We start from the raw sequence: 20491 nt of genomic DNA, 5'->3' as shown, positions 1-20491 counted from the left end.
TGGAGAGGCAGACGCGCCCGCGTGCAACTAAGAAAGAAAAAGGTAAGGGGGTAGGGGGCTTAAAATCCCTGCAACTATTCAAAAGCCCACACCGCTGACCTATGAAAAAATACCGCTGCCAATTAAAAGGTAAAGGGGGGTATTCACCTGCACCTGATGCCATTTGAAGCACTTTATTGGGCATATTCCCTAAGGATTTAGGTTTAAAAAGCAGCAGAAAACCATCAAAAACAGCTAAAAACGCTCATTTTATGGCCAAATTTCCCACTTTCCCGACCTTATTTGATGATGTTTTGCAGGTTTCTCTGTCCGATTTGAAGAAATGGGGCTACCTGAAGCCTGAACAGTTCAACAGCGGCACCATTACCTGGAGCAGTAACGGCCAAAAGACGGCCGCCATAGGTATAGCTGTAAACACCCGATCAGAGAGCCCCTACCTAGAGCTGGACTACACCCACAACGGGCAGCCTGTAAACTACAGGGTACAGCTCGTTACTGTACCCGCCAACATAGGAAAAGGCAGCGTGTGGTATTTCTTGTGCCCTCACACCAGCAGGCGGTGCAGGATACTCTATTCAGTAGGGGCAAAGTTCCTGCACCGTTCCGCCTACCCTGGCTGCATGTATGAGAGCCAGACCTATAGCCAAAAGAACAGGAAGCTCTTCAGGTTCTATGAGAAAGTGTTCAACTCTGATAAGCTTTATGAGCAGCTGTACAGCAAGCACTTCAGGAGAACCTATGCAGGCAAGCCTACTAAGCGGTTTTTGAAATTAATGCAGAAGATTGGGGAAAGTGAGCGGATAAGTTAACGGGGAAAGTAGCTGCTGTTTATCGGATATTTAAATCTTTGAAATAAACATTTTAGAACTATGTAGGTATAGTGGCTCTTACAGAACTATGATTTATTAATCATAAAGCCTGCCCACTAGTGATTTTCTTAGTAAATCTAGATTTAAAGATCCATATAGGGATACATTAGCCGAACTCCACTCATTATTATCTCTTAACCAATCTACTCCAATTCCAAAACCCTGTACAATGGAGCCTTTTAATTCTGCTGGAGAACCGTTGAACAGGTTAAGTGCCATTCCAGTCAGGTTTTTTGGCTCATCATCAATGTAGCCATACATAGAAGTGTAAGGCGTGAGGCTAATCCATTCATTGACAAATATGGGCAGTGAGGCCCTTAGTCGATAGGCTGTCACACGATCAAAAGCTCCAATGTTCCCAAAAACATCACCAACAGAAACCACATTAGGATCAATGTAAGTGCTTTGTGTTCTTTCCTGAAAAGGAGTCAGCGCATCCTGATTGTAGCTTTTATATATATCACCAGATAAGGATATAGCGAAAAGGCCTGATTTAGTATGAAACAAATTTATATGACCATGTAGGCCATATATAATGGGTCTTTTATTATCTATTATTTGAGACAATGTGTCATAGAAATTTACATTTTGATATTCTAAGTACACACTCATTCCTCCAGCATGAGTGAAGTTATTGCCGCGAGGAATAAGTTTTATATTATAGAAGGTATTCAAATTTCTCTGTAAACCAATTTCCGCTCTGTATGAAGGGCGTACTAGACCATTAATTACATCATATGGCTTACCTTTATTTGCACCTCCACCTGTTACCTTTCCAACAAAACTGAGTGAGGTGGAGGCTCCAACTGTCTTTCTTGCCGTGTCCCCCTCAACATAGAAGTAGTAAGGTGATCCTAGAACCAAATTATAATTGAGCTGCATAGAAACTTGGGTAGGCACAAGTGTGGCTTGTAATGACCCTCCTTTATAAAATTCAAAAACATCTTTGCCTCTGCTATCATGCATTATTATTTGTGCATGAGAATATTTACTAAAAAATAAAATGATAAGTAAGGCAAAACTAATTGATCCTAAGAGCTTATTGTTCATGTTGATTTTTAATTAAATTGTTAAAAAATTTAATTTCAGTACTCATATGATGATAGTTTTGATAATTGCAATAGCAAAGACCGATTATCACAGATTAGTATTTGAGAAGGAGTTGCTGTTGAAGTGCTTGGAAGCTGTGGTGGAAAAAGTGCTTTTTTTATGGATTAGGCCTTTTTATTTATTCTTATTAAAAGGTAAAAGCTAATCCAGTATATCGTACTCATTTATTTCCGCGGACTCAACTAACTTAAACTCATTTTGATACTGTGCAATAAGTTTACTTACCACTGCATCCCCACAGCCATTTCTAGACCCTTCATACATACATTCTGCAAGAGCACCAATCCAATATGGAGCGCTATTGTCTTTACCCTCTGAATCATTATCCCCATGACCAAACCTTAAATTCTGATGTGCCCTATCAACAGCATGGACTGTCTCATGTACAATTGTGTTAATGATATCAGCCATGTCTCTATCATAATCAAGTTTAGCAGAGTTCAAAAAAATTGTATTTGGATGATCGCTTGAAAAGTATGCTGTTGTTTCTGTGTCAGTTTCTTTATATAGCCTTACTCTAACAGTAAGACCTGAGTCCTGTATCCTTTTTGCAATGATTCTAGGACTTTCACCTGTAAATGCAAAGTCATCTAGTTGTCTTATATTCTTATAGAATGCAGTATCATTCAAAATTTTATTCGCTTCCAATACAGCTTGCTTTACTTTGGGGTGATTTCCATGATAAACAACCATAGTATCTATGGGAGTGCCAGGGGGTGTTTGTGTATCACTATCATCTGTAGGTGGCTTGGGGGGAGTTTCTGTAGTAGTAGTAGTTGTAGTAGTAGCCGCAGGAGGAATGTTAATTGTTAGGCAAGCTGTAATTGAAACTACTAAGATTAACAAAAGCAGAAATGATAGTAAGGCCTTCATACAGTTTTGATTAAAGTGAAACTGATTGTACAGGTTATTTTTCTTGATAAATATTATATTTATTTTAATAATAATACAAGAATCTTTATGACTTAAGGTAACATGATTATTTCAAGCTTTTATTTTATATTATAGAGGTAAGCTCAATATTTTTTTAGTATAATATCTTGTTTAAGAGTTTAATAGGTATAAGCAAGTTCAAAAATTACAAAATAGTAACAATTTTCATCCTTAACTTAATATCAATAAGCAATAATGGGAGTGAAGTTTAAATCGGATTATTGGAAATGAATATTGGTATATACACGCTATTCGAGCATCATATAACAGTTTTACATAGGCTGATCTTGATATACCTGAAAGCTTCTGCAGCCACGCAAATTGAACTCTTAGCCTTTAGGGAGAGCTATGGTATGCTATAAAGAATTAATCACCTCTGGAACATTATTCAGGGGTGAATTAACAAGAGGCGAAACAGGATAAACTGTCATCTCTGCTGATGGGTAAGGCTTGAGGAGGGAAAGCAAATCCTCCTGCTTTTCGTTCTCATCCAGCCACAGTTCCTCGGCCTCTGCTGAGAGTATCACAGGCATTCTGTCGTGTATCGGCTTAACTATATCATTGGCCTCTGTAGTGATTATAGTGTAGGTATAAAGAATTTCACCAGTGCCTTTATCCAGCCACTCATCCCACAACCCTGCAAAGGAGAACAGTTCACCGCTCTTTAACAGTATCCTGTGTGGCACCTTGCCCTGTGGTGTGGCCATCCATTCATAGAATCCATCAGCAGGTACAAGACACCTCTTTGTCTTGATAAGGTTTCTAAATGAAGGCTTCTCTGACAGTGTCTCAGACCTGGCGTTGATGGAGCGCTTTATTGACTTCACGTCCTTAGCCCAAAAAGGCTGCAGTCCCCATGAGAAGAACTGTATTGTATCCGGTTGCTTGTTGGTAACAACGGGAAGAGACTGTGAGGGGGCAGCGTTATAGGTCGCCTCACTCATATGCTTTCCCAGCAGGTCTGCCACATGGGACTTGCCTTTTGCTTTAGGAATAACAGAATATCTTCCACACATAGGGTTAAGTTAAATTTTGCAGTGATTGCTGTTGTAGCTCTTTCAGCTGATTCTTAGAAGCAGCTGAAAGAGCTATGATAATGTTAGCTTGCTATAGCACTTGATTGCCTCTGCTTACTGAATAGGTTCTGTATCAACCTGACTCTCTAGCCCCCTTTGCAGGTCTATCGGTAGAGCAGAAAGCAGGTCATAGCCAGTGGCGGCTTCTATGGCATCTACAGTGGTGCGATAGGATCCCCAGTCAGAACTGACAGTGTTACTGTTAGGTGTGTCCACTGCTATCACGCGTGTGCTAGTATTTATTCGCTCCAGATCGTTGTTGCCCTCTGGTAGCACCACAAGCACTTTCCAGATTCTGTTGGGCACAGTTATTCTGCCGTTGTCAATGGTTTTGACATTGCCGTTGCTGCCTGTGCCCCCTGCACCGTAACTGCCCATGATCACGTACACTTCCATCCCCTCACGCACCAGCTCACGCGTATAGTCCTCAAGGTTTGCCCATGTCTCTTGGTTGTTGTTGGGAGCCTGTGGAATAATGTTTGTCATCAGAAAAGTGGCAGAGTTATTCTCATCAGTGTTCGTTCTGTCAGCTGAGGGCGTATTGTGCCCTCTGTCAAAGCCTGTGCCCCTGTAGGAGCTGCTTCCTATACGGTACCACCCCTCTGGCAGGCTTGGGTCCGCTCTAAAGTCATCCTGCCTCTCTGCTGCTCCTAGCCAGTCCTTACTCACATGCCAGCTTACCCAGTTAGGTGTGCCTCTGTCGCGGCTGTAAGAGAGCGCGTACTGTGGCTTAAGCATAAGGTAATTATTGAAATTGCTCATATCGGCAGTGGCAGCACTAGGATTTCCTAGCAGAAGTTGCTCATCTTCTAATGTAAGTGACTGCTGTGGGATTACCTCTGAGTCCTTACAACCAGTTAAAATAAGAAAAGCAATGAGGAGGTATTTTAAAGAACGATTCTGCATGGCAACTGAACTATCGATAGATGGACTAATTAGCTTACTCACTAGGTATATGCTAATACTAAATAACTAATATTTGATATATTAGTTATTTTATGAATATTTGATAACACTCTAAATAGGTTATGCCTTTATAATAAGCCGTTCTACTTCAATTTATTCCAATTCATAAAAAAGTTAATATGGAAACAATACTGTCAACCCAATATGATCAAGACTTTAAAAGCACTATTCCTCATATAGCTAATTACCCAGAACTCTTACCATTTGTTGGCAAGAACTGGGAAACATCTAAAAGAATTTTATTTTTAGGTGAAAGTCATTATTTGCCATATGATAAGCTAAAGGCTTACTCAAGCTTTGACTATTTTCAAAACTGGTATGAAGGCAACTCTTTTGGTTTGGGAGATATTTACAGAAAATATATCTATACTAGAAACAATGTTTTTATAGCTGAGAATGGAACACATGAGAAACCTCTTTCTATATATTTTAACTTAAAAACAGCGCTTCTTGAACTTCCAGAAGTAAGTATCAATCAAGAGGTGTTTAGCAACTTTAGCTTTTACAACTATTATCAAAAGCCTGCATACATCAAAGGAGAGAAACATGAAAATCGCTCAATACAGCCTGACCTGATAGATGATAAAGTAGCCTATGAAACTCTATTAAGAGTTACAGCACTGACTAATCCTAAAGTAATAATCTTTGTTAGTAGAAAAGCCTACAAATCATTTATGCAAATGTACTCCACTCGAAATGAGAGTATATTGAAAAACATAAAAATTGATTCTGTCCCACATGCTGGAAGGCAATGGTGGTACAAGAAATCACGCAGCTATGGGGATCGAACAGGTAAGCAAAAATTTCTGGACCTTATCAAGGAAGCTTATCTAAACTAAGGTGTAGACAAAAATTTTACTCTGCCTTAGTCAACATGATAATTTCTACATATAGAGCCGCTTAATTTTATTGAGATAGTATTAACCTCTGAGAAGATGTATGATCAGGCCTATAGCAGGCACCTTAGAAGACCTTATGCGAGTAAGCCTACCAAACCCTTCCTAAGGCTAATGCAAAAGATCAAAGACAGTGAAGGACCGTCTAATACTTAAATAGATTTGCTGTTGATGTGATAGCAGGAACTACTAGAGAAAACTAGAGTTTTGGGGGTATATATAGTTCCTGACAATTTGCATAGTAAAGGCTACCCTTAAAGAGCGGCTAAATCAGAGCCTATACCGCCTGACTTAAGCAGGGGTAACAGTGGTTAAACTTTGGAAAAAGACTATACTTTAGCAGTATATAATAAGGGCTAAATGTTAAGATTTGTTAAGGAATCCCGCGCGCGTGAGTTCCTGCACCGTTTGGCCTACTCTGTGTGCATGTATGGAAGCCAGACTACGCTTAAATGAACAGGAGGCTCTTCAGGTACTATGAGAAAGTATTTAACTCTGACAAACTGTATGAGCATCTCTACAGTAAGCACTTCAAAAGAACCTATGCAGGCAAGCCTACTAAACGGTACAATAGCCTGATGCAGAAGATTGAAGAGAGTAAGCGGATGAATTATATAGAAAAAGGCTGCTATTAGTTGCCTAAAGTTATATAAGAGCAAATTCAAATTAATATACTAAAAATAAAGCACCAGACACTTCAAACGTGGTGCTTTATTGGTCACAGCTAGCTTGTTTTAAAGTCCTTTCAAATACTCTACAAGTTCATCAATGGTTATATAAGGATTTAAGTCACTAATGTGCTTTCCTGACAAAACATCATCTATATGATGATCCCTTATTTTTACAGCATTATCTATTGCTGTTTTAGTTAGACTTTGAATTTGCTCATAAACACGAGAAGTGCCTGGACGATAATTAGGCATGTAATTATCTTTGAAATACTTCTTTACTTCAACACCATTGGTAAATGAGCGAACCCTATATTCATAGTGAAAAATAAACCAAACTTCTATGCTGATACTAGAATAAGCAAGCTTAATATCATTGGAGATAGCTTTAGCAAAAGCTTCTTTTCTTTTAGGGAAATTATCATGATCGAAGACAACCCATACTGTTGAATATGGAGCTCCTTCATTCTTTGCAGCCTTTTTCTTTATTATTGCCTCTTTTACTATGTTTAGAGGGTCTCTATTTTTTGACCTACTTATGTTGATTTGTAAACCTTTCTGCGTGTCTCTTGATAAAGAATTCTTTATTTCTAAAAAATATAATTCTTCTGTTTCTCCTTCACACAAGATTAATACACGAGAATTGACCTTCTTTTGCTGAAATTTTCCTCTACTCCTCATTGAACAGCAATTCTAATTCATTGATGACAGGAGTAGCTCCTAATTTACCACTGTTATACCACTTGTCGTAAGGCACTGTATTTCTAACACCTTGAATATCTGATAAGCAATACATAGATGTAGCACCAAACTCATTCTTTTCAGTAAACCAAATCTGGTCTCTTCTAAACAAACTATTATCAAGCTGACTGGTATCATGAGTAGCAAATATCAGTTGAGCATTATTAGTATTTATCTTGGGGTTGTGAAAAAGCTGCACCAAAACCTTTGTGATGTGGGGGTGCAGATTGTTGTCAAACTCATCAACAACTAAAGTAGAACCAAACTCTAGAGCATCTAAAATAAGACCAGCGATAGAGAACAAATTCCTCGTTCCTTGTGACTCATCTTCCTTATCGAAAGGAACGGTTCCATTATCAACACCATTATCAAAGACTTTATGACTTGCTTTGATATTGTATTTATAATCATTCTTTAACTTGTCTTGAACCTCAGTAGGGACATTGTCTGGAAAGCTAACAGCATCCCATGGTTCTTCATGAGATTTGACTTCCACTATACCTGTATCCAATGCACAAATTAATGTATTGAACCTCTTATTGAAATTTAAATCTTCTTCATTAGCCAGGCGCTTTGCAAACAACTGTTGTACCCTGTTCTGCTGATAATCATACAGCCACGAGATTACCATCATTTCATATTTAAAGAAATGATAAATAGGGGTAAGTAACTCGTTATTATCAAGAACTGCTTTAGATATCAATAACTGATTAGGAAGCAGTTTCTTTTCTAATGACTTTCTTTCCCCCTTATAATAGTCCCCGTATGTTACTCCCTTATTTTTTCTAGAATAAATTAATGCCTTTTGCCCCTTTTGAAAAGTATATGCTTCTTCTCTTAATATTTCATCTCTTGAGAAGGAGACAATAAAAAGGTACTTTTTTTTATTATCTGCTATAAACTCAAGTTCAAAATATACAGGAGAGGAGGCGGACTTCTTGTCTAGTCTATGCGGTTCATAAGGCAGTATTTCTTTTCCTGGTGAAAACTCTGCACTTTTTTCAACCAAATAGATTATGGCACGGAAAGCTCTTATTAAATTACTCTTTCCTGAAGCATTGGGGCCATATATAACTGCTGACCTTAGCGCCTTGTTCTTGCCAATTGTATATATATTAGAAGGATGCTCCTTAAGAGTGGTTGGCTCCATACTAAACTCTACTCTATCTTTGATAGAGCGGAAGTTCTCAATTGCAAATCTTAGTAACATTTTCTATTGTTTGATGGCAAATATAGAGACAATTTGTATAAAAATAACAAAAACAGATTGAATTCCAAACAAATGTTAACGCAGAAAGTTTTAATATGTCTGATTTTGTTTTGATTTTTCTACTACTATAACAACTTACTTAGCCTTTCTGTACACTTCTAATCTAGCGGCACAAAAATATGTGCACTAGCTTTTTGAGTCTTAGCAGGAAATTAATTTAGCTACTACTTCAGCGTTGATAGCATTGACAGTTGATTATAGAATTAGATCAGTAAATCCTAATAAATAGGTATGAGGTATCAATCTCAATTATTAAGAAAATTTGTTGCTAGCTTGTTGCTCAATAAACAAAAAAAGGCTGTAAGTTATTCACTTACAGCCTTTTATAATATTAAAATAGTACCAGGAGCGGGAATCGAACCCGCACGAGCTTGCGCTCACAAGATTTTAAGTCTTGCGTGTCTACCAGTTCCACCATCCCGGCAACTCGGGCTATTCCCGAAGAGATTCGCTTAAAAAACAAAGACGTTGTTCAGCACAACGTCTTTGTTTCCTTTAGCAGAGCGGGAGACGGGATTCGAACCCGCGGCCTCGACCTTGGCAAGGTCGCGCTCTACCAACTGAGCTACTCCCGCTTTTTGATTTTACCAAACCGCCGTAGTGATTTAGTGATGCAAAGATAGAGACAAAATCTCACTTGTCAATAGCTGGGCTACTTTTTTTCTCCTCTTGTCCCTTTTTCTACTGATAATCAGTGAGAAATTTTTCAGTAGTGAGATAAGTACCATGCATTGCCTGTTGCAGCACAAGTACTGCACCCCATAGTTGTAGCCTAAATATCAGTACATAAAACCCTGCCATACCTATAAGTACAGCATATGCACAGGGTACACCAAGTATAAATACAGCTTAAACCTGTTACCGCACCGCCTCCCGCTTCTTGTCCTGCAGCAGCAGTTTCAGCTCGTTAAGTTTGAGTAAGGCTTCCACTGGCGTGATAGTGTTAATGTCCAGTTGCTCCATCAGCTCTTTTACACGCGCCAGCTGCGGATCGTTCAGCTCGAACATGCTGAGCTGGTAGTTGCTCTTCGGTGCGTGCTTCAGCTTCTGTTGTGGCGCCTCGTCCGTTACCTTTTCCTTTTCGAGGTGGTGCATGATCTCGTTGGCGCGAAGCACGACATTGTTCGGCATACCTGCCATCTGCGCCACATGTATACCGAAGCTGTGCTCGCTGCCTCCTGCCACCAATTTGCGCATAAACAGGATCTTTCCGCCAGCCTCCTTCACCGACACATTGTAGTTCTTCACGCGCGGCAGGTCTTCTGCCAATTGGTTCAGTTCGTGGTAGTGGGTGGCGAAAAGGGTTTTGCCCCGGAACTGCGGGTGGTTGTGCAGGTGCTCCACAATAGCCCAGGCAATCGAAATTCCATCGTACGTGCTCGTGCCCCGGCCAATCTCATCCATCAGAATCAGGCTGCGGTCCGAGAGGTTGTTCAGGATGCTGGCTGTCTCGGTCATCTCCACCATAAACGTAGACTCGCCTTTCGATAAGTTATCAGAGGCGCCCACGCGGGTGAATATTTTATCGATAACACCAATTTTGGCGGCCTCCGCAGGCACAAACGACCCGATCTGCGCCATCAGCACGATGAGGGCCGTCTGGCGCAGCAGTGCGCTCTTACCAGCCATGTTCGGACCGGTAATAATCACGATCTGCTGCTCCTCTTTGTCCAGGAAAATATCGTTCGGCACGTACACCTCTCCCAGCGGCAGCTGCTTCTCGATAACCGGGTGGCGGCCTTTGGTGATATCAAGTATAAGCGAATCGCTTACCTCCGGCTTCACGTAATTGCTGCTTTGCGCGATGTTGGCGAAGGAGCTCAGGCAGTCGATCACACCGATTACTTTGGCGTTCTGCTGTATCTGCGCCACATAATCCAGCGCATGCAGCACCAGCTCATTGAACAGGCCAAACTCAATAGCGTAAATGCGCTCCTCGGCATTGAGGATTTTCTCCTCATAGGTCTTCAGCTCCTCAGTGATGTAGCGCTCGGCGTTCACCAGCGTCTGCTTGCGGATCCAGGAGGCTGGCACTTTGTCTTTGTGCGCGTTGCTCACCTCCAGGTAATAGCCAAATACTTTGTTGTAGGCAATCTTAAGGGAGCTGATGCCCGTGTTCTTCACTTCCCGCTGTTGCACCTGCGCCAGGTAGTCCTTGCCCGAAAACGAGATGGCACGCAGCTCATCGAGCTCTTCGTGCACGCCATCGTTCACCATGTTACCCTGGTTCGTGAGCATGGGCGGCTCTGCCTTTAGTGTATTGCGAATCTCCTCCCGCAACCCATCGCACGGCGCCAGCTGATCGGCCAGCTTCTGCAGGGCTGGTATGCCACTTGCTGCGAGTATTTTCTTGATGGGAAGTATGGCCTCCAGCGCCTTTGCCAGTTGCACCAATTCCCGGGGATTCACGCGGCGCACCGCCACTTTCGAAATCAGGCGCTCCAGGTCGTTGATTTGCTTCAGGTGCTTGTAGAGCTCGTCCAGCAGCTCATCGTGCTGCATCAGGGCCTCTACCGTGTCCAGGCGGCGGCGAATCTGGACCACATCCTTCAGCGGCAGCACCACCCACTTCTTAAGCAGACGCGCACCCATGGGGGTTATGGTCTGGTCCAGCACCTCAATCAGCGGCACGCCCTCGGGGTGCTGCGGGTACAGCAGTTCCAGGTTGCGCACCGTAAACCGATCGAGCCACACATACTTGTCCTCCTCCAGGCGGGAGATGGTGGCAACGTGGCTGATCTCGTTGTGCTGCGTCTCAGAGAGGTAGTGAAGTATAGCGCCAGCCGAAATAATGCCCTCGGCCATGCCTTCAATGCCAAAGCCTTTCAATGTGGCCGTGCCAAACTGCCGCGTCAGCGACTCATAGGCGAAGTCGTGGCTGAACACCCACTCTTCCAGCGCATAGTACCGAAAGTCGGGGCCATACAGCTCCATGAAGCGTTCTTTCTCGCGCTTGCAGAACAGCACCTCCGCCGGCGCCAGGCTCTGCAGCAGTTTGCCAATGTAATTTTTATCGCCCTGGGCGGTGATAAACTCGCCAGTGGAGATATCTAGGAAAGAGATGCCTACTTCGGTTTTGCCGAACTGCACCGCAGCCAAATAGTTGTTGCTGCGCCGCTCCAGCACCTGGTCGTTAAAAGAAACGCCCGGTGTTACAAGCTCCGTCACGCCGCGCTTCACGATGCCTTTTACCGATTTAGGGTCTTCCAGCTGATCGCAGATAGCCACGCGCTCCCCGGCACGCACCAGTTTGGGCAAATAGGTATCCAGGGAGTGGTGCGGAAAACCGGCAAGGGCGATTTCAGAAGGGGAACCGGCGCCACGCTTTGTCAGCACAATGTCCAACAGTTTGCTGGCCTTCACGGCATCTTCGCCGAAGGTTTCGTAAAAATCCCCTACCCTGAACAACAGCAACGCCCCCGGATGCTTCGCCTTAATGGCGTTGTACTGCTTCATCAGCGGGGTTACTGTTTCTTTGCCTTCTCCTTTCATACTATACTTCACTAATGATGAATGCTGAATTATGAATTAGGAATGGAAGCAAACCCACCCCTGCCCCTCCGAGGAGAGAAATTTATACTTTGTTAGCTTTAGAGAACGTAAAGCTTTAAACCGGCCCCTCAAGTATAAGCCCTGAATTAAGCAACTCAAAACAGCCATGCTACAAGTCATTCCTACGCCATTGTGCCTAAAGTTTGACTTTTGCCTAAAACGCCTGACCTTTGCAGTTACAAGGGCGTCCGCAAATCTTGTGTCTTACGTCCTGTGTCTTATATCTCTACCAATGCGAAAACTCTCGATGGACGACCTCAACCGCGACTCGGTTGAAGAATTCAAAAATAAGAAAAAAATACCGTTAGTCTTGGTGCTAGACAACGTGCGCAGCCTGAATAATGTAGGCTCTGTTTTCCGCACGGCTGATGCCTTTATGGCCGAGAAAGTATACCTCTGCGGCATTACAGGTAAGCCCCCGCATCGCGACATCGAGAAAACGGCCCTCGGTGCGACTGAGTCAGTGGAGTGGGAGCATGTGCCGGACACGCTGGCATTGGTGAAGCAACTGCAGGCGCAGGGGTACAAGGTAGGATCAGTGGAGCAGGCCGAGAGCAGCATCATGCTGAACCAGTTTCAGCCGCAGCCAAACCAGAAGTACGCGCTGGTGCTGGGCAACGAGGTATTTGGGGTAGAGCAGGAAGTAATCAACTTGTCTGACTTTATACTGGAGATTCCGCAATTCGGCACAAAGCACTCGCTCAACATCTCGGTGGCAACCGGGGTGGTGGTGTGGGACTTCCTGAGCAAAACACTAACACAGGAAGTATAAACTGACGTAAACTATACTATGGCTGGCATGCGCTAAAACGCCGTGCCCTTTTCAGTCGCGCCAAAACAAGAAAGGCCACTTCCTGTTGGGACTATACTTAATAGTCAGTCGCTTACAAAAAAACATCCTGCAGTTTTAAACCCTTCTGCTGCTTTCAGGTCTGATTATATAGGAAGCCAAGGCTACCCTGTCATATCACGGGCATATCCCTGGTAAACAGGAGTCGTGCGACGGCTGTCCTTTTTTGTTCTATTTGCATTGCACCAACTATGAAAATACATACTTACCGTTCTTTGTTCTATTTCCTCATTGCCCTCTTCTCCCCGCTCCTGCTGCAGGCACAGCAAACAGGCGGCAGTGGCAAAGTATCGGGCACCTTGGTAGAGGGCGAATCAAAAACCCCGGTTGGCTTTGCGAACGTGGTGCTGCTCTCCGCCCGCGACTCCAGCCTGATAACCGGCGCTACCACCGACATAGAAGGCCTTTTTATACTTGAGCGCGTGCCTTTCGGCCAGTTTATACTTCGCGCCTCCCGCGTGGGCTACCCCACCAAGTTTGTTCCGAACATTACCGTTTCGGCCGATAACCCCACAGCCGCGCTGGGCACCATTGCCCTAAAGGCAGCGGCCACCAAACTAAGCGAGGTAGAGATTGTGACCGAGCAGCAGTTGGTGGAGTTTGAGCTCGACAAACGAGTGGTGAATGTAGCCCAGGACATCAACGCTCAGAGCGGTTCGGTGGCCGAGGTGATGGAGAACCTACCCTCGGTAACGGTGGATATTGACGGCAACGTGAGTATGCGCGGCAGTTCCAACGTCACCATCCTCATCGATGGCAAGCGCTCCGCCCTCTCGAACCTCACCATGGACCAGATCCCGGCGAACCTGATTGAGAGCATCGAACTGATCACCAACCCTTCCTCCAAGTATAACCCGGAGGGTACTTCCGGCATCATCAATCTGGTGCTCAAAAAGGAGAAGAAGCCGGGCTTCTACGGTTCTGCCTCGGTTACGGCCGGCACTTACGATAACTACAACACCTCCCTGAACCTGAACTACCGCTATGATAAGTGGTCGCTGAACGGGGGCTACGATTTTAGGCAGCGTACGCGGCCGGGCGAAAGCAACAGCTTTACCGAGAACTATTACTACGACGAGTCTGAGCTACTTGACAGCACCAGCTACCGTATTCAGCGGGGCGACCGCAACAGCACCGATATCTCCCACAACTTTAGGTTGGGTGCCGATTACTACCTCACGCCCAAGCATACCTTGTCCGCCTCTGCGCTGTACCGTTTTGGCAAGGATGAAGGAACAAACAACATCTACTACCGCTTTCTGGATGAGAACCGTTTGGAGACGGGCACGCGCCTGCGCAACACCGACGAAGTGGAGGACGAGCAGGCCATGGACATCACCCTGGGCTACCGCCAAACCTTCGACAAGCAGGGGCAGGAACTGACGGCTGACCTGGTGTTCAACACTAACGTGGACGAGGAGGTAAGCAACTTTAGGGAGGAAAACCTGGAGGAAGCGCCCGAGGTGCAGCAGACACTGGTAGACGATGGCAACTTTGAGTTTGTGGCCAAGGCGGATTACGTGCACCCCCTGTCTGAGAACAGCAACCTTGAAGCCGGTTTCCGCAGCACCTTTGAGCGGCTGGATGAGGACTCGCGCTTCTTTAACCGAAACAACAGCACCGGCCTGCTGGAGTATGATGTAAACCAAAGCAACCACTTCATATACGATGAGCTGGTACATGCCGTGTATGCCAACTACAGCAACAAGTTTAAAACCATCAGCTACCAGTTTGGCCTGCGCGCGGAGCAAACCTATACTACAGCAGACCAGCGCACAGAGCAACTCAACACAACGCCTGACCAAATCTCACAAGACCCGGTGGACAACAACTACTTCAGCCTGTTCCCGACGTTTTTCATCACGAACGATTTCGACGAGAATAACAAGGTGCAGTTCAGCTACAGCCGCCGCATTAACAGGCCCCGCAGCCGCTTCCTGAACCCGTTTGTGGACAGGTCGGATAGGTTCAACATCGACTACGGTAACCCGAACCTGAAACCGGAGTTTGTGAACTCGCTGGAGCTTGGCTACCTGAGGTACTGGGGCAGCGCCTCTTTCAACTCCAGTATATTTTACCGCCACACTACCGACGAGATAGAGCGCTTCAGAACTCCCATCAACGTTGTCATCAACGGCGACACCCTTCCCGGCACAGAGACCACCTTCCTGAACCTCTCCAGCAACACTTCCTACGGCGTGGAGTTTGGCATCAATTACCCGGTAAACAACTGGTGGCGCCTGAACGGCAGCGTGTCCGGCTTTAGAACACAGTTAAGCACCACCCAGGGAGACACCGAACTTAGCAACAGCCAGCTTAGCTGGAATGCCAGGCTGAACTCAAACATGACGGTGTGGAAGGACCTTGAAATACAACTGTCCGGTTACTACCGCGCCCCTTCCGCCGACATTCAGGGCCGTATGGAGCAAATGTTTACCTCGAACCTGGGCGTGAAGAAGGAAGTGCTGAAAGGCAACGGCACCGTTTCGCTGCGCGTGTCGGACATCTTCAACACCCGCCAGTTTAACTTCCTGAGCTATGGCCCGGGCTTCCGGACAGAAAGTGAGAACCGCCGCCAAAGTCGCATCATTTACCTCGGCTTCACCTACCGCATCAACAGCGACGACAACAACCGCAACCGACGCGGAGACCAGGGTGACAGAGAAGAAGGCGGTGATGGGGACGAGGGGGAGTTTTAAGAGGGGTGGTTGAGGTTGCGTTCGGAGAAGCCAATGTTCAGCAGAAGTGCAACATCCCCCTACCCCCTTCAAAGGGGGACTTTTACCTCACCCCAACCGTAAGCGCTCCAAAGTATAAGGTGAAACGTTTGGTAGTTGGGGGCTGTAGGATGAACTGCGGCTAGAAAAGATAGCTTGGTTGAAGCAACGAAAGAGGGTGGCTTAGAAAGTATAGCAGGTGCTGTCAACGGCACAAGCGGACGCTTGCGCCAGACAGGGAGTAAGAGAGAATGACACGTAGCGAGGAAAAGCAACAGAGTACATCTCCCCAGCCCAGCCTATACTTTCCCCTACTTCAACTCCAGCTCCATCATAATATCGGCCCGCTCATAAATGCTCGGCGGCATCGGCACCTCCACAAAACCCAGGCGCTCATACAGATTCAAAGCAGTCTGCAGGCGGCGGTTGGATACCAGGTATACTTTGTTTGCACCCGCCAGACGTGCCCGTTCGATGGCAGCATCACCCAACATTCTCCCGATCTTCATGCCCTGCATTTTGGGTGCTACCGCCATTTTAGCTAGTTCAAAGACACCTTCTCCGTCATTCAGTAGCGCACAGGTGCCTACCGGCTCCCCATTGAAAAGCGCCATCAGGATATGGCCGCCTTTGCTGATGATGTATCCTTGTGGGTCAGTCAATGATTTGGTGTCGGCTTCCTCCATCACAAAGTATTTAGAGATCCACTCGTGGTTGAGGTCGTAGAAAGCCTGAGCGTAGAAGAGGTTGAAATCTACGATTTGTATAGCCGAGGGCGTGTTGTAGTGCTGTGCCATAAATGCGCTGTAAGTATAACGAATGCAAAGGTAGAGCCTGCAGCGGTAATCTATACTTAGAGGGCACAAAAAAAGCGGGTAACCACACCCGCTTTTTAACTAAACACAAACACAATGCTAGTACTTACAACTGCGCGATTCCCGCCTCCATTACTTTTATCTTGTCCTTCTTCTGCAAGCCCGACAACACTTCGATGTTAATGCCATCAGACAAACCGGTTTTGATCATGCGCTTTTCGAAACGCTGCGGCGCTGTTTCCACCTCCACGTACGGCCGCTCTTCCTCGAACTTCAGCATGCTCTCTTTTATAGCCAGCGTTTTTTCGCGCTTGTCCAGCACAATGTCTGCGTTGGCGCTGTAGCCGGCGCGAATAAAGTCTTTTTCATCGAGCAGTACCTTCGCCCGTATCGGAAACTTGATGGTGCCCTCCTCATCCACACCCTTCGGCGCGATGTACTCCAGCTTGGCATCGAACACACGCCCCTCGATAGCGCCGATCGTGAGCAGCAGGTCCATGTTCTCCTTCAGTTTACCCACTTCTGATTCATCTATTTTGCCTTCAAATATCAGGCTGCGCATGTCGGCTACAGAGGCGATGGTGGTTCCTTCGTTGAAGTTATTGCGCTCTATGATGGACGTTCCTTCCTTAATCGGCACATCCAGCAGCATGCCATCAATGGTAGAGTAAACCAGGTTTGATGACTGGCCCTTTTTGCGCGACGAGCCCTCCCGAACCAGCTGCAGGTTGCTTTCTGCCGCCGACAGGTTCTCGCGCTTCATGTCGTAGTCAGCTTTATACTTGCGAAACTCCTGCTCAGGCACTACTTTCTGTGCGTACAGCTCCTGATAGCGGGCCAGTTCGCGCTTGGCTTCATCAAAATTTAATTTGGCCGTTTGCAGCTGCGTTTCGGCATTGTTCACGCTCACCATGTTCGGCACAATGCGTATTTTGGCCAGCAGCTGCCCTTTCTTCACTACCTGCCCCGCCTCCACGTACAGTTCCTCCACAATACCCGACACCTGTGATTTCACCTGCACCTCCTTGCGCGGCACAATCGAACCTGTGGCCACCGTTTTCTTCACGATCTCCGTCTCAAAAGGCGACTCTGTTTTGTACACCACCGGATCTGTATTCGCTTTGTTGTAAAAGTAATACCCCAACCAGCCGGACAGGCCAATAAAAACGATCACGAATAAGCCTAATAATACCTTTTTCATAGGGTAATCATTTATCAATTAACAATTATCATTTATCAGTTCTGATGCCTCTCACTTTGTGACTGTGCGGGAGGCACTTCTTGTCTACATCCTGGAACTACTCGTCCCGCAGCGCCACTACCGGACTCACGCGCGCCGCTTTTGTGGCTGGAATCAAGCCTGCGAGGGCACCCGTAAACACGAGCAGCAGCGTGGCTGTGACGGCTATACTTAGGTTGATCCCCGGGATTCCAAAGAAGCCAGCCTGGATATCAAACTCCCGCATCGCATACTCAATTAGCGCGATAATTCCGGTGCCTGCCATCAGGCCAATGTATCCTGCAAAACCCGTTATCACAATAGATTCCTGGATAATGAGGCTGATGATGGACCAGGGTGTAGCCCCGAGTGCTTTGCGCACACCAATCTCTTTTGTCCGCTCTTTTACAACGATCAGCATAATGTTACCCACACCAATAATGCCTGCGAAGATGGTGCCTATACTTACCAGCCAACTGAAGGCGGCAATGCCTGCAATCATGCCCTGCACATCCTGAAACTCCTTCTCCACGTTGGCAGTGCCGAAGGCTTTCAGATCGGCAGGGGCTACCTGGTGGCGTTGCATGAGCAGGGCTTTCACTTTGTCCTCTACTACCGTAGCGGGAACGCCCTGCTTTGGAATCATCGCCATAAAGCCCACCTTGTTTACCTGGTTGTAGGTTTGCTGCAGCGTGGTGTGCGGAATGTAAATTACCTTCGAATCTTCCACCACGTCCTCCCCCTTTCCAATCGGCTCAAAGGTGCCGACGATCTGAAAATAGCTGCCTTTGATGCTGATGTACTTGCCAATCGGGTTCTTTTCCTCCGGAAACAGCACCTCCAGCACCCGCGGACCGACCACAGCCACCTTGCGGCGTTCCTTCAGGTCAATGCCATTGACAAAACGGCCGGTAGTCACATTCAGCGGCTTCACGGCCAGCAGTTCCGGCGTCTCGCCGTTTACGGTAAAGGCTGAACTCTTATCCTGGTAGTTAACCGTAAAATCGCCCCACAGCTGGTTGCTCGGCGCCACCACACTTACCTCAGGTATATTCGCCTTGATAGCCGCCACATCATCATTCGTCATCTGGATCGTGCGCCCCGCCTTAAGCCCCATGTAAGGCACGCTCGTACGCTGAGTCCAGAGGAAGACGGCATTTTTGGCCACATTGAACTCACTTGTAATCCCATTTTCCAAGCCCTTTCCGGCTCCCAGGAGCACCACCAGCATAAAAATGCCCCAGAACACACCAAAGGCCGTCAGCGCCGTGCGAAGCTTGTGCTTTTTGACGGTGGTGTAGATCTCGTTCCATTTATCGATGTCTATCATGGCGCTTGATGAATTTTGAATGTGCGAATGCGTGATTGAGCGAATGTTTTAATTTTGAATGACTGATTTTTGAATGATTGAATCCTTGTAACTTAGTCGGCACGTTCTGTCATTTCGAACGGTAGTGAGAAATCTATTTGGAATTCTGAAGAAATCTCTCCTATCGTCGAGATGACATAACTGAGATGAAAAGCTCACTCATTCACTCAACCACTCATTCAAAATTCGTCAATCCGCCCGCAGTGCCTCTACCGGTTTGATATAAGCTGCCTTTAGGGCGGGCATCAGGCCTGCCAGCGCGCCGGAAAGCACCAGCACCACCGTAGCGGCAATCGCCACGCTTGGGTCTACTTCGGGGTTGGCAAAGAACGGTGCCTCTACACCGGAGGAAACCATCATGTACTCCAGCAACGCCAGCACCATGGTGCCGAACAGCAGGCCCATGTAACCGGAAAAAGCCGTGATCACCACTGACTCCTGCAGGATTAGGCTCACGATGGAAAGCGGCGTAGCCCCCAGTGCTTTGCGCACGCCTATCTCGCGGGTACGCTCCTTTACAATGATCATCATGATGTTGCTCACCCCCACAATACCTGCTATCAGCGTTCCGATGCCCACAATCCAGACAAAGATGCGGATGCCGTTGAACAGGCCCATTATTTTGAGAAACTCCTTCTCTGTATTTTCAATGCCAAGAGCCATGTCGTCTTCGGCCGCGAACTTGTGGCGCTGTGCCAGCAACTCGCGCAGCCTTTCTTCCATCTCTGCCGCAGGCACGCCATCCTGAGCCACCAGCGCCATCATCTGCACCTGGTTAGGCTGGTTAAAAGTGCTTTGCAAGGTGGAGAATGGTATATAAGCACGCTCTTCGCGGCGGGCACTGTTGTTGCCGCGTGTTTTGAAAGTACCCACCACTTTAAAATAATTACCCCGGATGTTGACATACTTGCCAACAGGGTCCTCCTCACCGAACAGCACCAGGGAAGCCTGCTCCCCGAGCACCACTACTTTGCGCTTCTCCGCTTCATCGTAATTGTTCAGCAGGCGGCCCCGGTAGGCGCGCTCGCCGTTCAGTTCCAGAAAATCGGGCTCCGTACCGAATACCTGGTAAGAGCCGTTCTGCTTTTTGTAGTTGATGGTATACTCCCCCCACACCCGGTTGCGCGGGGCCATCATGTTCAGGTTGGCTACCTCACGGTTGATAGCGTCCAGGTCCTGGTTGGTGAGCTGGATCTGGCGACCGGGCTTCATGCCTTTGTGCGCTACCGCTGTTTTGCCGCTCCACACATAGATACTGTTCTTCGCGCCATCTCCGAAGCGGTTGATCACGCCATTCTCCAACCCCTTGCCCGCTCCCAGCAGCAGCACCAGCATGAAGATGCCCCAGAACACACCAAAGGCCGTCAGGAACGTGCGCAGTTTGTTCTTGCGCATCGTGCCCAGTATCTCCTGCCATTTATCTATGTCGAACATGCTTTT

At 46.5% G+C, this 20491-nt stretch carries 15 protein-coding genes and 2 tRNA genes; 4 read left to right on the top strand and 13 right to left on the bottom strand.

Annotation, left to right across the window (positions count from 1 at the left end):
* The first annotated feature begins 251 nt into the window (after positions 1-251).
* The gene (locus A0W33_RS09920; RefSeq protein WP_068837999.1) at positions 252-809 is read left to right on the top strand and encodes a hypothetical protein; all 558 of its coding nucleotides are present in this window, start codon (positions 252-254) and stop codon (positions 807-809) included.
* A 96-nt stretch (positions 810-905) separates the two neighbouring features.
* Here A0W33_RS09920 and A0W33_RS09915 read toward each other — a convergent pair whose 3' ends face one another.
* From A0W33_RS09915 to A0W33_RS09900, 4 genes are all read right to left on the bottom strand, one after another.
* Positions 906-1919: a hypothetical protein gene (locus A0W33_RS09915; RefSeq protein ID WP_068837998.1), complete on the bottom strand. Its 1014-nt coding sequence runs from the start codon at positions 1917-1919 to the stop codon at positions 906-908.
* Positions 1920-2120: 201 nt separating this feature from the next.
* Positions 2121-2852 (bottom strand): hypothetical protein, encoded by a 732-nt coding sequence (locus tag A0W33_RS09910; protein WP_139237182.1) that lies wholly within the window; start codon positions 2850-2852, stop codon positions 2121-2123.
* 416 nt (positions 2853-3268) lie between these two features.
* Entirely contained in the window at positions 3269-3928 is a 660-nt protein-coding gene (locus A0W33_RS09905) for an SOS response-associated peptidase (RefSeq protein ID WP_068837996.1), read from the bottom strand.
* Between the two features lie 114 nt (positions 3929-4042).
* Positions 4043-4894 carry a DNA/RNA non-specific endonuclease gene (locus tag A0W33_RS09900; RefSeq protein WP_068837995.1) on the bottom strand — a complete coding sequence of 284 codons (852 nt, stop codon included), beginning with the start codon at positions 4892-4894 and terminating at the stop codon, positions 4043-4045.
* A 179-nt stretch (positions 4895-5073) separates the two neighbouring features.
* Here A0W33_RS09900 and A0W33_RS09895 point away from each other — a divergent pair, with 179 nt between their 5' ends.
* Positions 5074-5793: a hypothetical protein gene (locus A0W33_RS09895; RefSeq protein ID WP_068837994.1), complete on the top strand. Its 720-nt coding sequence runs from the start codon at positions 5074-5076 to the stop codon at positions 5791-5793.
* A 791-nt stretch (positions 5794-6584) separates the two neighbouring features.
* Here the strand turns inward: A0W33_RS09895 and A0W33_RS09885 are convergent.
* The 5 genes from A0W33_RS09885 to mutS form a co-directional block, all read right to left on the bottom strand.
* A complete protein-coding gene (locus tag A0W33_RS09885) occupies positions 6585-7199 on the bottom strand; it encodes an RloB family protein (protein ID WP_068837992.1) in 615 nt (204 codons plus the stop codon).
* A complete protein-coding gene (locus A0W33_RS09880) occupies positions 7189-8469 on the bottom strand; it encodes an AAA family ATPase (protein ID WP_068837991.1) in 1281 nt (426 codons plus the stop codon). The genes A0W33_RS09885 and A0W33_RS09880 overlap by 11 nt, the downstream gene beginning before the upstream one ends.
* Before the next feature lie 400 nt (positions 8470-8869).
* Positions 8870-8953, bottom strand: a tRNA-Leu gene (locus A0W33_RS09875).
* Positions 8954-9031: 78 nt separating this feature from the next.
* Positions 9032-9104 (bottom strand) — tRNA-Gly (locus A0W33_RS09870).
* Between the two features lie 283 nt (positions 9105-9387).
* Positions 9388-12021: a DNA mismatch repair protein MutS gene (mutS, locus tag A0W33_RS09865; protein WP_068837990.1), complete on the bottom strand. Its 2634-nt coding sequence runs from the start codon at positions 12019-12021 to the stop codon at positions 9388-9390.
* Positions 12022-12313: 292 nt separating this feature from the next.
* Here mutS and A0W33_RS09860 point away from each other — a divergent pair, with 292 nt between their 5' ends.
* The gene (locus A0W33_RS09860) at positions 12314-12853 is read left to right on the top strand and encodes an RNA methyltransferase (RefSeq protein WP_068837989.1); all 540 of its coding nucleotides are present in this window, start codon (positions 12314-12316) and stop codon (positions 12851-12853) included.
* A gap of 269 nt (positions 12854-13122) precedes the next feature.
* Positions 13123-15630, top strand: coding sequence for a TonB-dependent receptor domain-containing protein (locus A0W33_RS09855; protein ID WP_068837988.1), 2508 nt, complete (start codon positions 13123-13125; stop codon positions 15628-15630).
* 329 nt (positions 15631-15959) lie between these two features.
* Here A0W33_RS09855 and A0W33_RS09850 read toward each other — a convergent pair whose 3' ends face one another.
* From A0W33_RS09850 to A0W33_RS09835, 4 genes are all read right to left on the bottom strand, one after another.
* Complete coding sequence (locus A0W33_RS09850) at positions 15960-16445, bottom strand: GNAT family N-acetyltransferase (RefSeq protein WP_068837987.1); 486 nt, start codon at positions 16443-16445, stop codon at positions 15960-15962.
* 124 nt (positions 16446-16569) lie between these two features.
* Positions 16570-17664 (bottom strand): efflux RND transporter periplasmic adaptor subunit, encoded by a 1095-nt coding sequence (locus tag A0W33_RS09845; protein WP_068837986.1) that lies wholly within the window; start codon positions 17662-17664, stop codon positions 16570-16572.
* 97 nt (positions 17665-17761) lie between these two features.
* The gene (locus A0W33_RS09840; RefSeq protein WP_068837985.1) at positions 17762-19012 is read right to left on the bottom strand and encodes an ABC transporter permease; all 1251 of its coding nucleotides are present in this window, start codon (positions 19010-19012) and stop codon (positions 17762-17764) included.
* Between the two features lie 228 nt (positions 19013-19240).
* The gene (locus tag A0W33_RS09835) at positions 19241-20485 is read right to left on the bottom strand and encodes an ABC transporter permease (protein ID WP_068837984.1); all 1245 of its coding nucleotides are present in this window, start codon (positions 20483-20485) and stop codon (positions 19241-19243) included.
* Positions 20486-20491 lie beyond the last annotated feature (6 nt).

Origin of the sequence: Pontibacter akesuensis (genome assembly GCF_001611675.1) — a bacterium.
In the GTDB taxonomy this organism is placed as follows: domain Bacteria; phylum Bacteroidota; class Bacteroidia; order Cytophagales; family Hymenobacteraceae; genus Pontibacter; species Pontibacter akesuensis.
The sequence above is the reverse complement of the archived record's forward strand: the minus strand, read 5'-3'. Positions and strand labels throughout refer to the sequence as shown.

Excerpts from the sequence above, each read along its gene's own strand:
- A0W33_RS09920 (WP_068837999.1), top strand. The coding sequence starts at position 252 with ATGGCCAAATTTCCCACTTTCCCGACCTTATTTGATGATGTTTTGCAG.
- A0W33_RS09915 (WP_068837998.1), bottom strand. The coding sequence starts at position 1,919 with ATGAACAATAAGCTCTTAGGATCAATTAGTTTTGCCTTACTTATCATT.
- A0W33_RS09910 (WP_139237182.1), bottom strand. The coding sequence starts at position 2,852 with ATGAAGGCCTTACTATCATTTCTGCTTTTGTTAATCTTAGTAGTTTCA.
- A0W33_RS09905 (WP_068837996.1), bottom strand. The coding sequence starts at position 3,928 with ATGTGTGGAAGATATTCTGTTATTCCTAAAGCAAAAGGCAAGTCCCAT.
- A0W33_RS09900 (WP_068837995.1), bottom strand. The coding sequence starts at position 4,894 with ATGCAGAATCGTTCTTTAAAATACCTCCTCATTGCTTTTCTTATTTTA.
- A0W33_RS09895 (WP_068837994.1), top strand. The coding sequence starts at position 5,074 with ATGGAAACAATACTGTCAACCCAATATGATCAAGACTTTAAAAGCACT.
- A0W33_RS09885 (WP_068837992.1), bottom strand. The coding sequence starts at position 7,199 with ATGAGGAGTAGAGGAAAATTTCAGCAAAAGAAGGTCAATTCTCGTGTA.
- A0W33_RS09880 (WP_068837991.1), bottom strand. The coding sequence starts at position 8,469 with ATGTTACTAAGATTTGCAATTGAGAACTTCCGCTCTATCAAAGATAGA.
- mutS (WP_068837990.1), bottom strand. The coding sequence starts at position 12,021 with ATGAAAGGAGAAGGCAAAGAAACAGTAACCCCGCTGATGAAGCAGTAC.
- A0W33_RS09860 (WP_068837989.1), top strand. The coding sequence starts at position 12,314 with ATGCGAAAACTCTCGATGGACGACCTCAACCGCGACTCGGTTGAAGAA.
- A0W33_RS09855 (WP_068837988.1), top strand. The coding sequence starts at position 13,123 with ATGAAAATACATACTTACCGTTCTTTGTTCTATTTCCTCATTGCCCTC.
- A0W33_RS09850 (WP_068837987.1), bottom strand. The coding sequence starts at position 16,445 with ATGGCACAGCACTACAACACGCCCTCGGCTATACAAATCGTAGATTTC.
- A0W33_RS09845 (WP_068837986.1), bottom strand. The coding sequence starts at position 17,664 with ATGAAAAAGGTATTATTAGGCTTATTCGTGATCGTTTTTATTGGCCTG.
- A0W33_RS09840 (WP_068837985.1), bottom strand. The coding sequence starts at position 19,012 with ATGATAGACATCGATAAATGGAACGAGATCTACACCACCGTCAAAAAG.
- A0W33_RS09835 (WP_068837984.1), bottom strand. The coding sequence starts at position 20,485 with ATGTTCGACATAGATAAATGGCAGGAGATACTGGGCACGATGCGCAAG.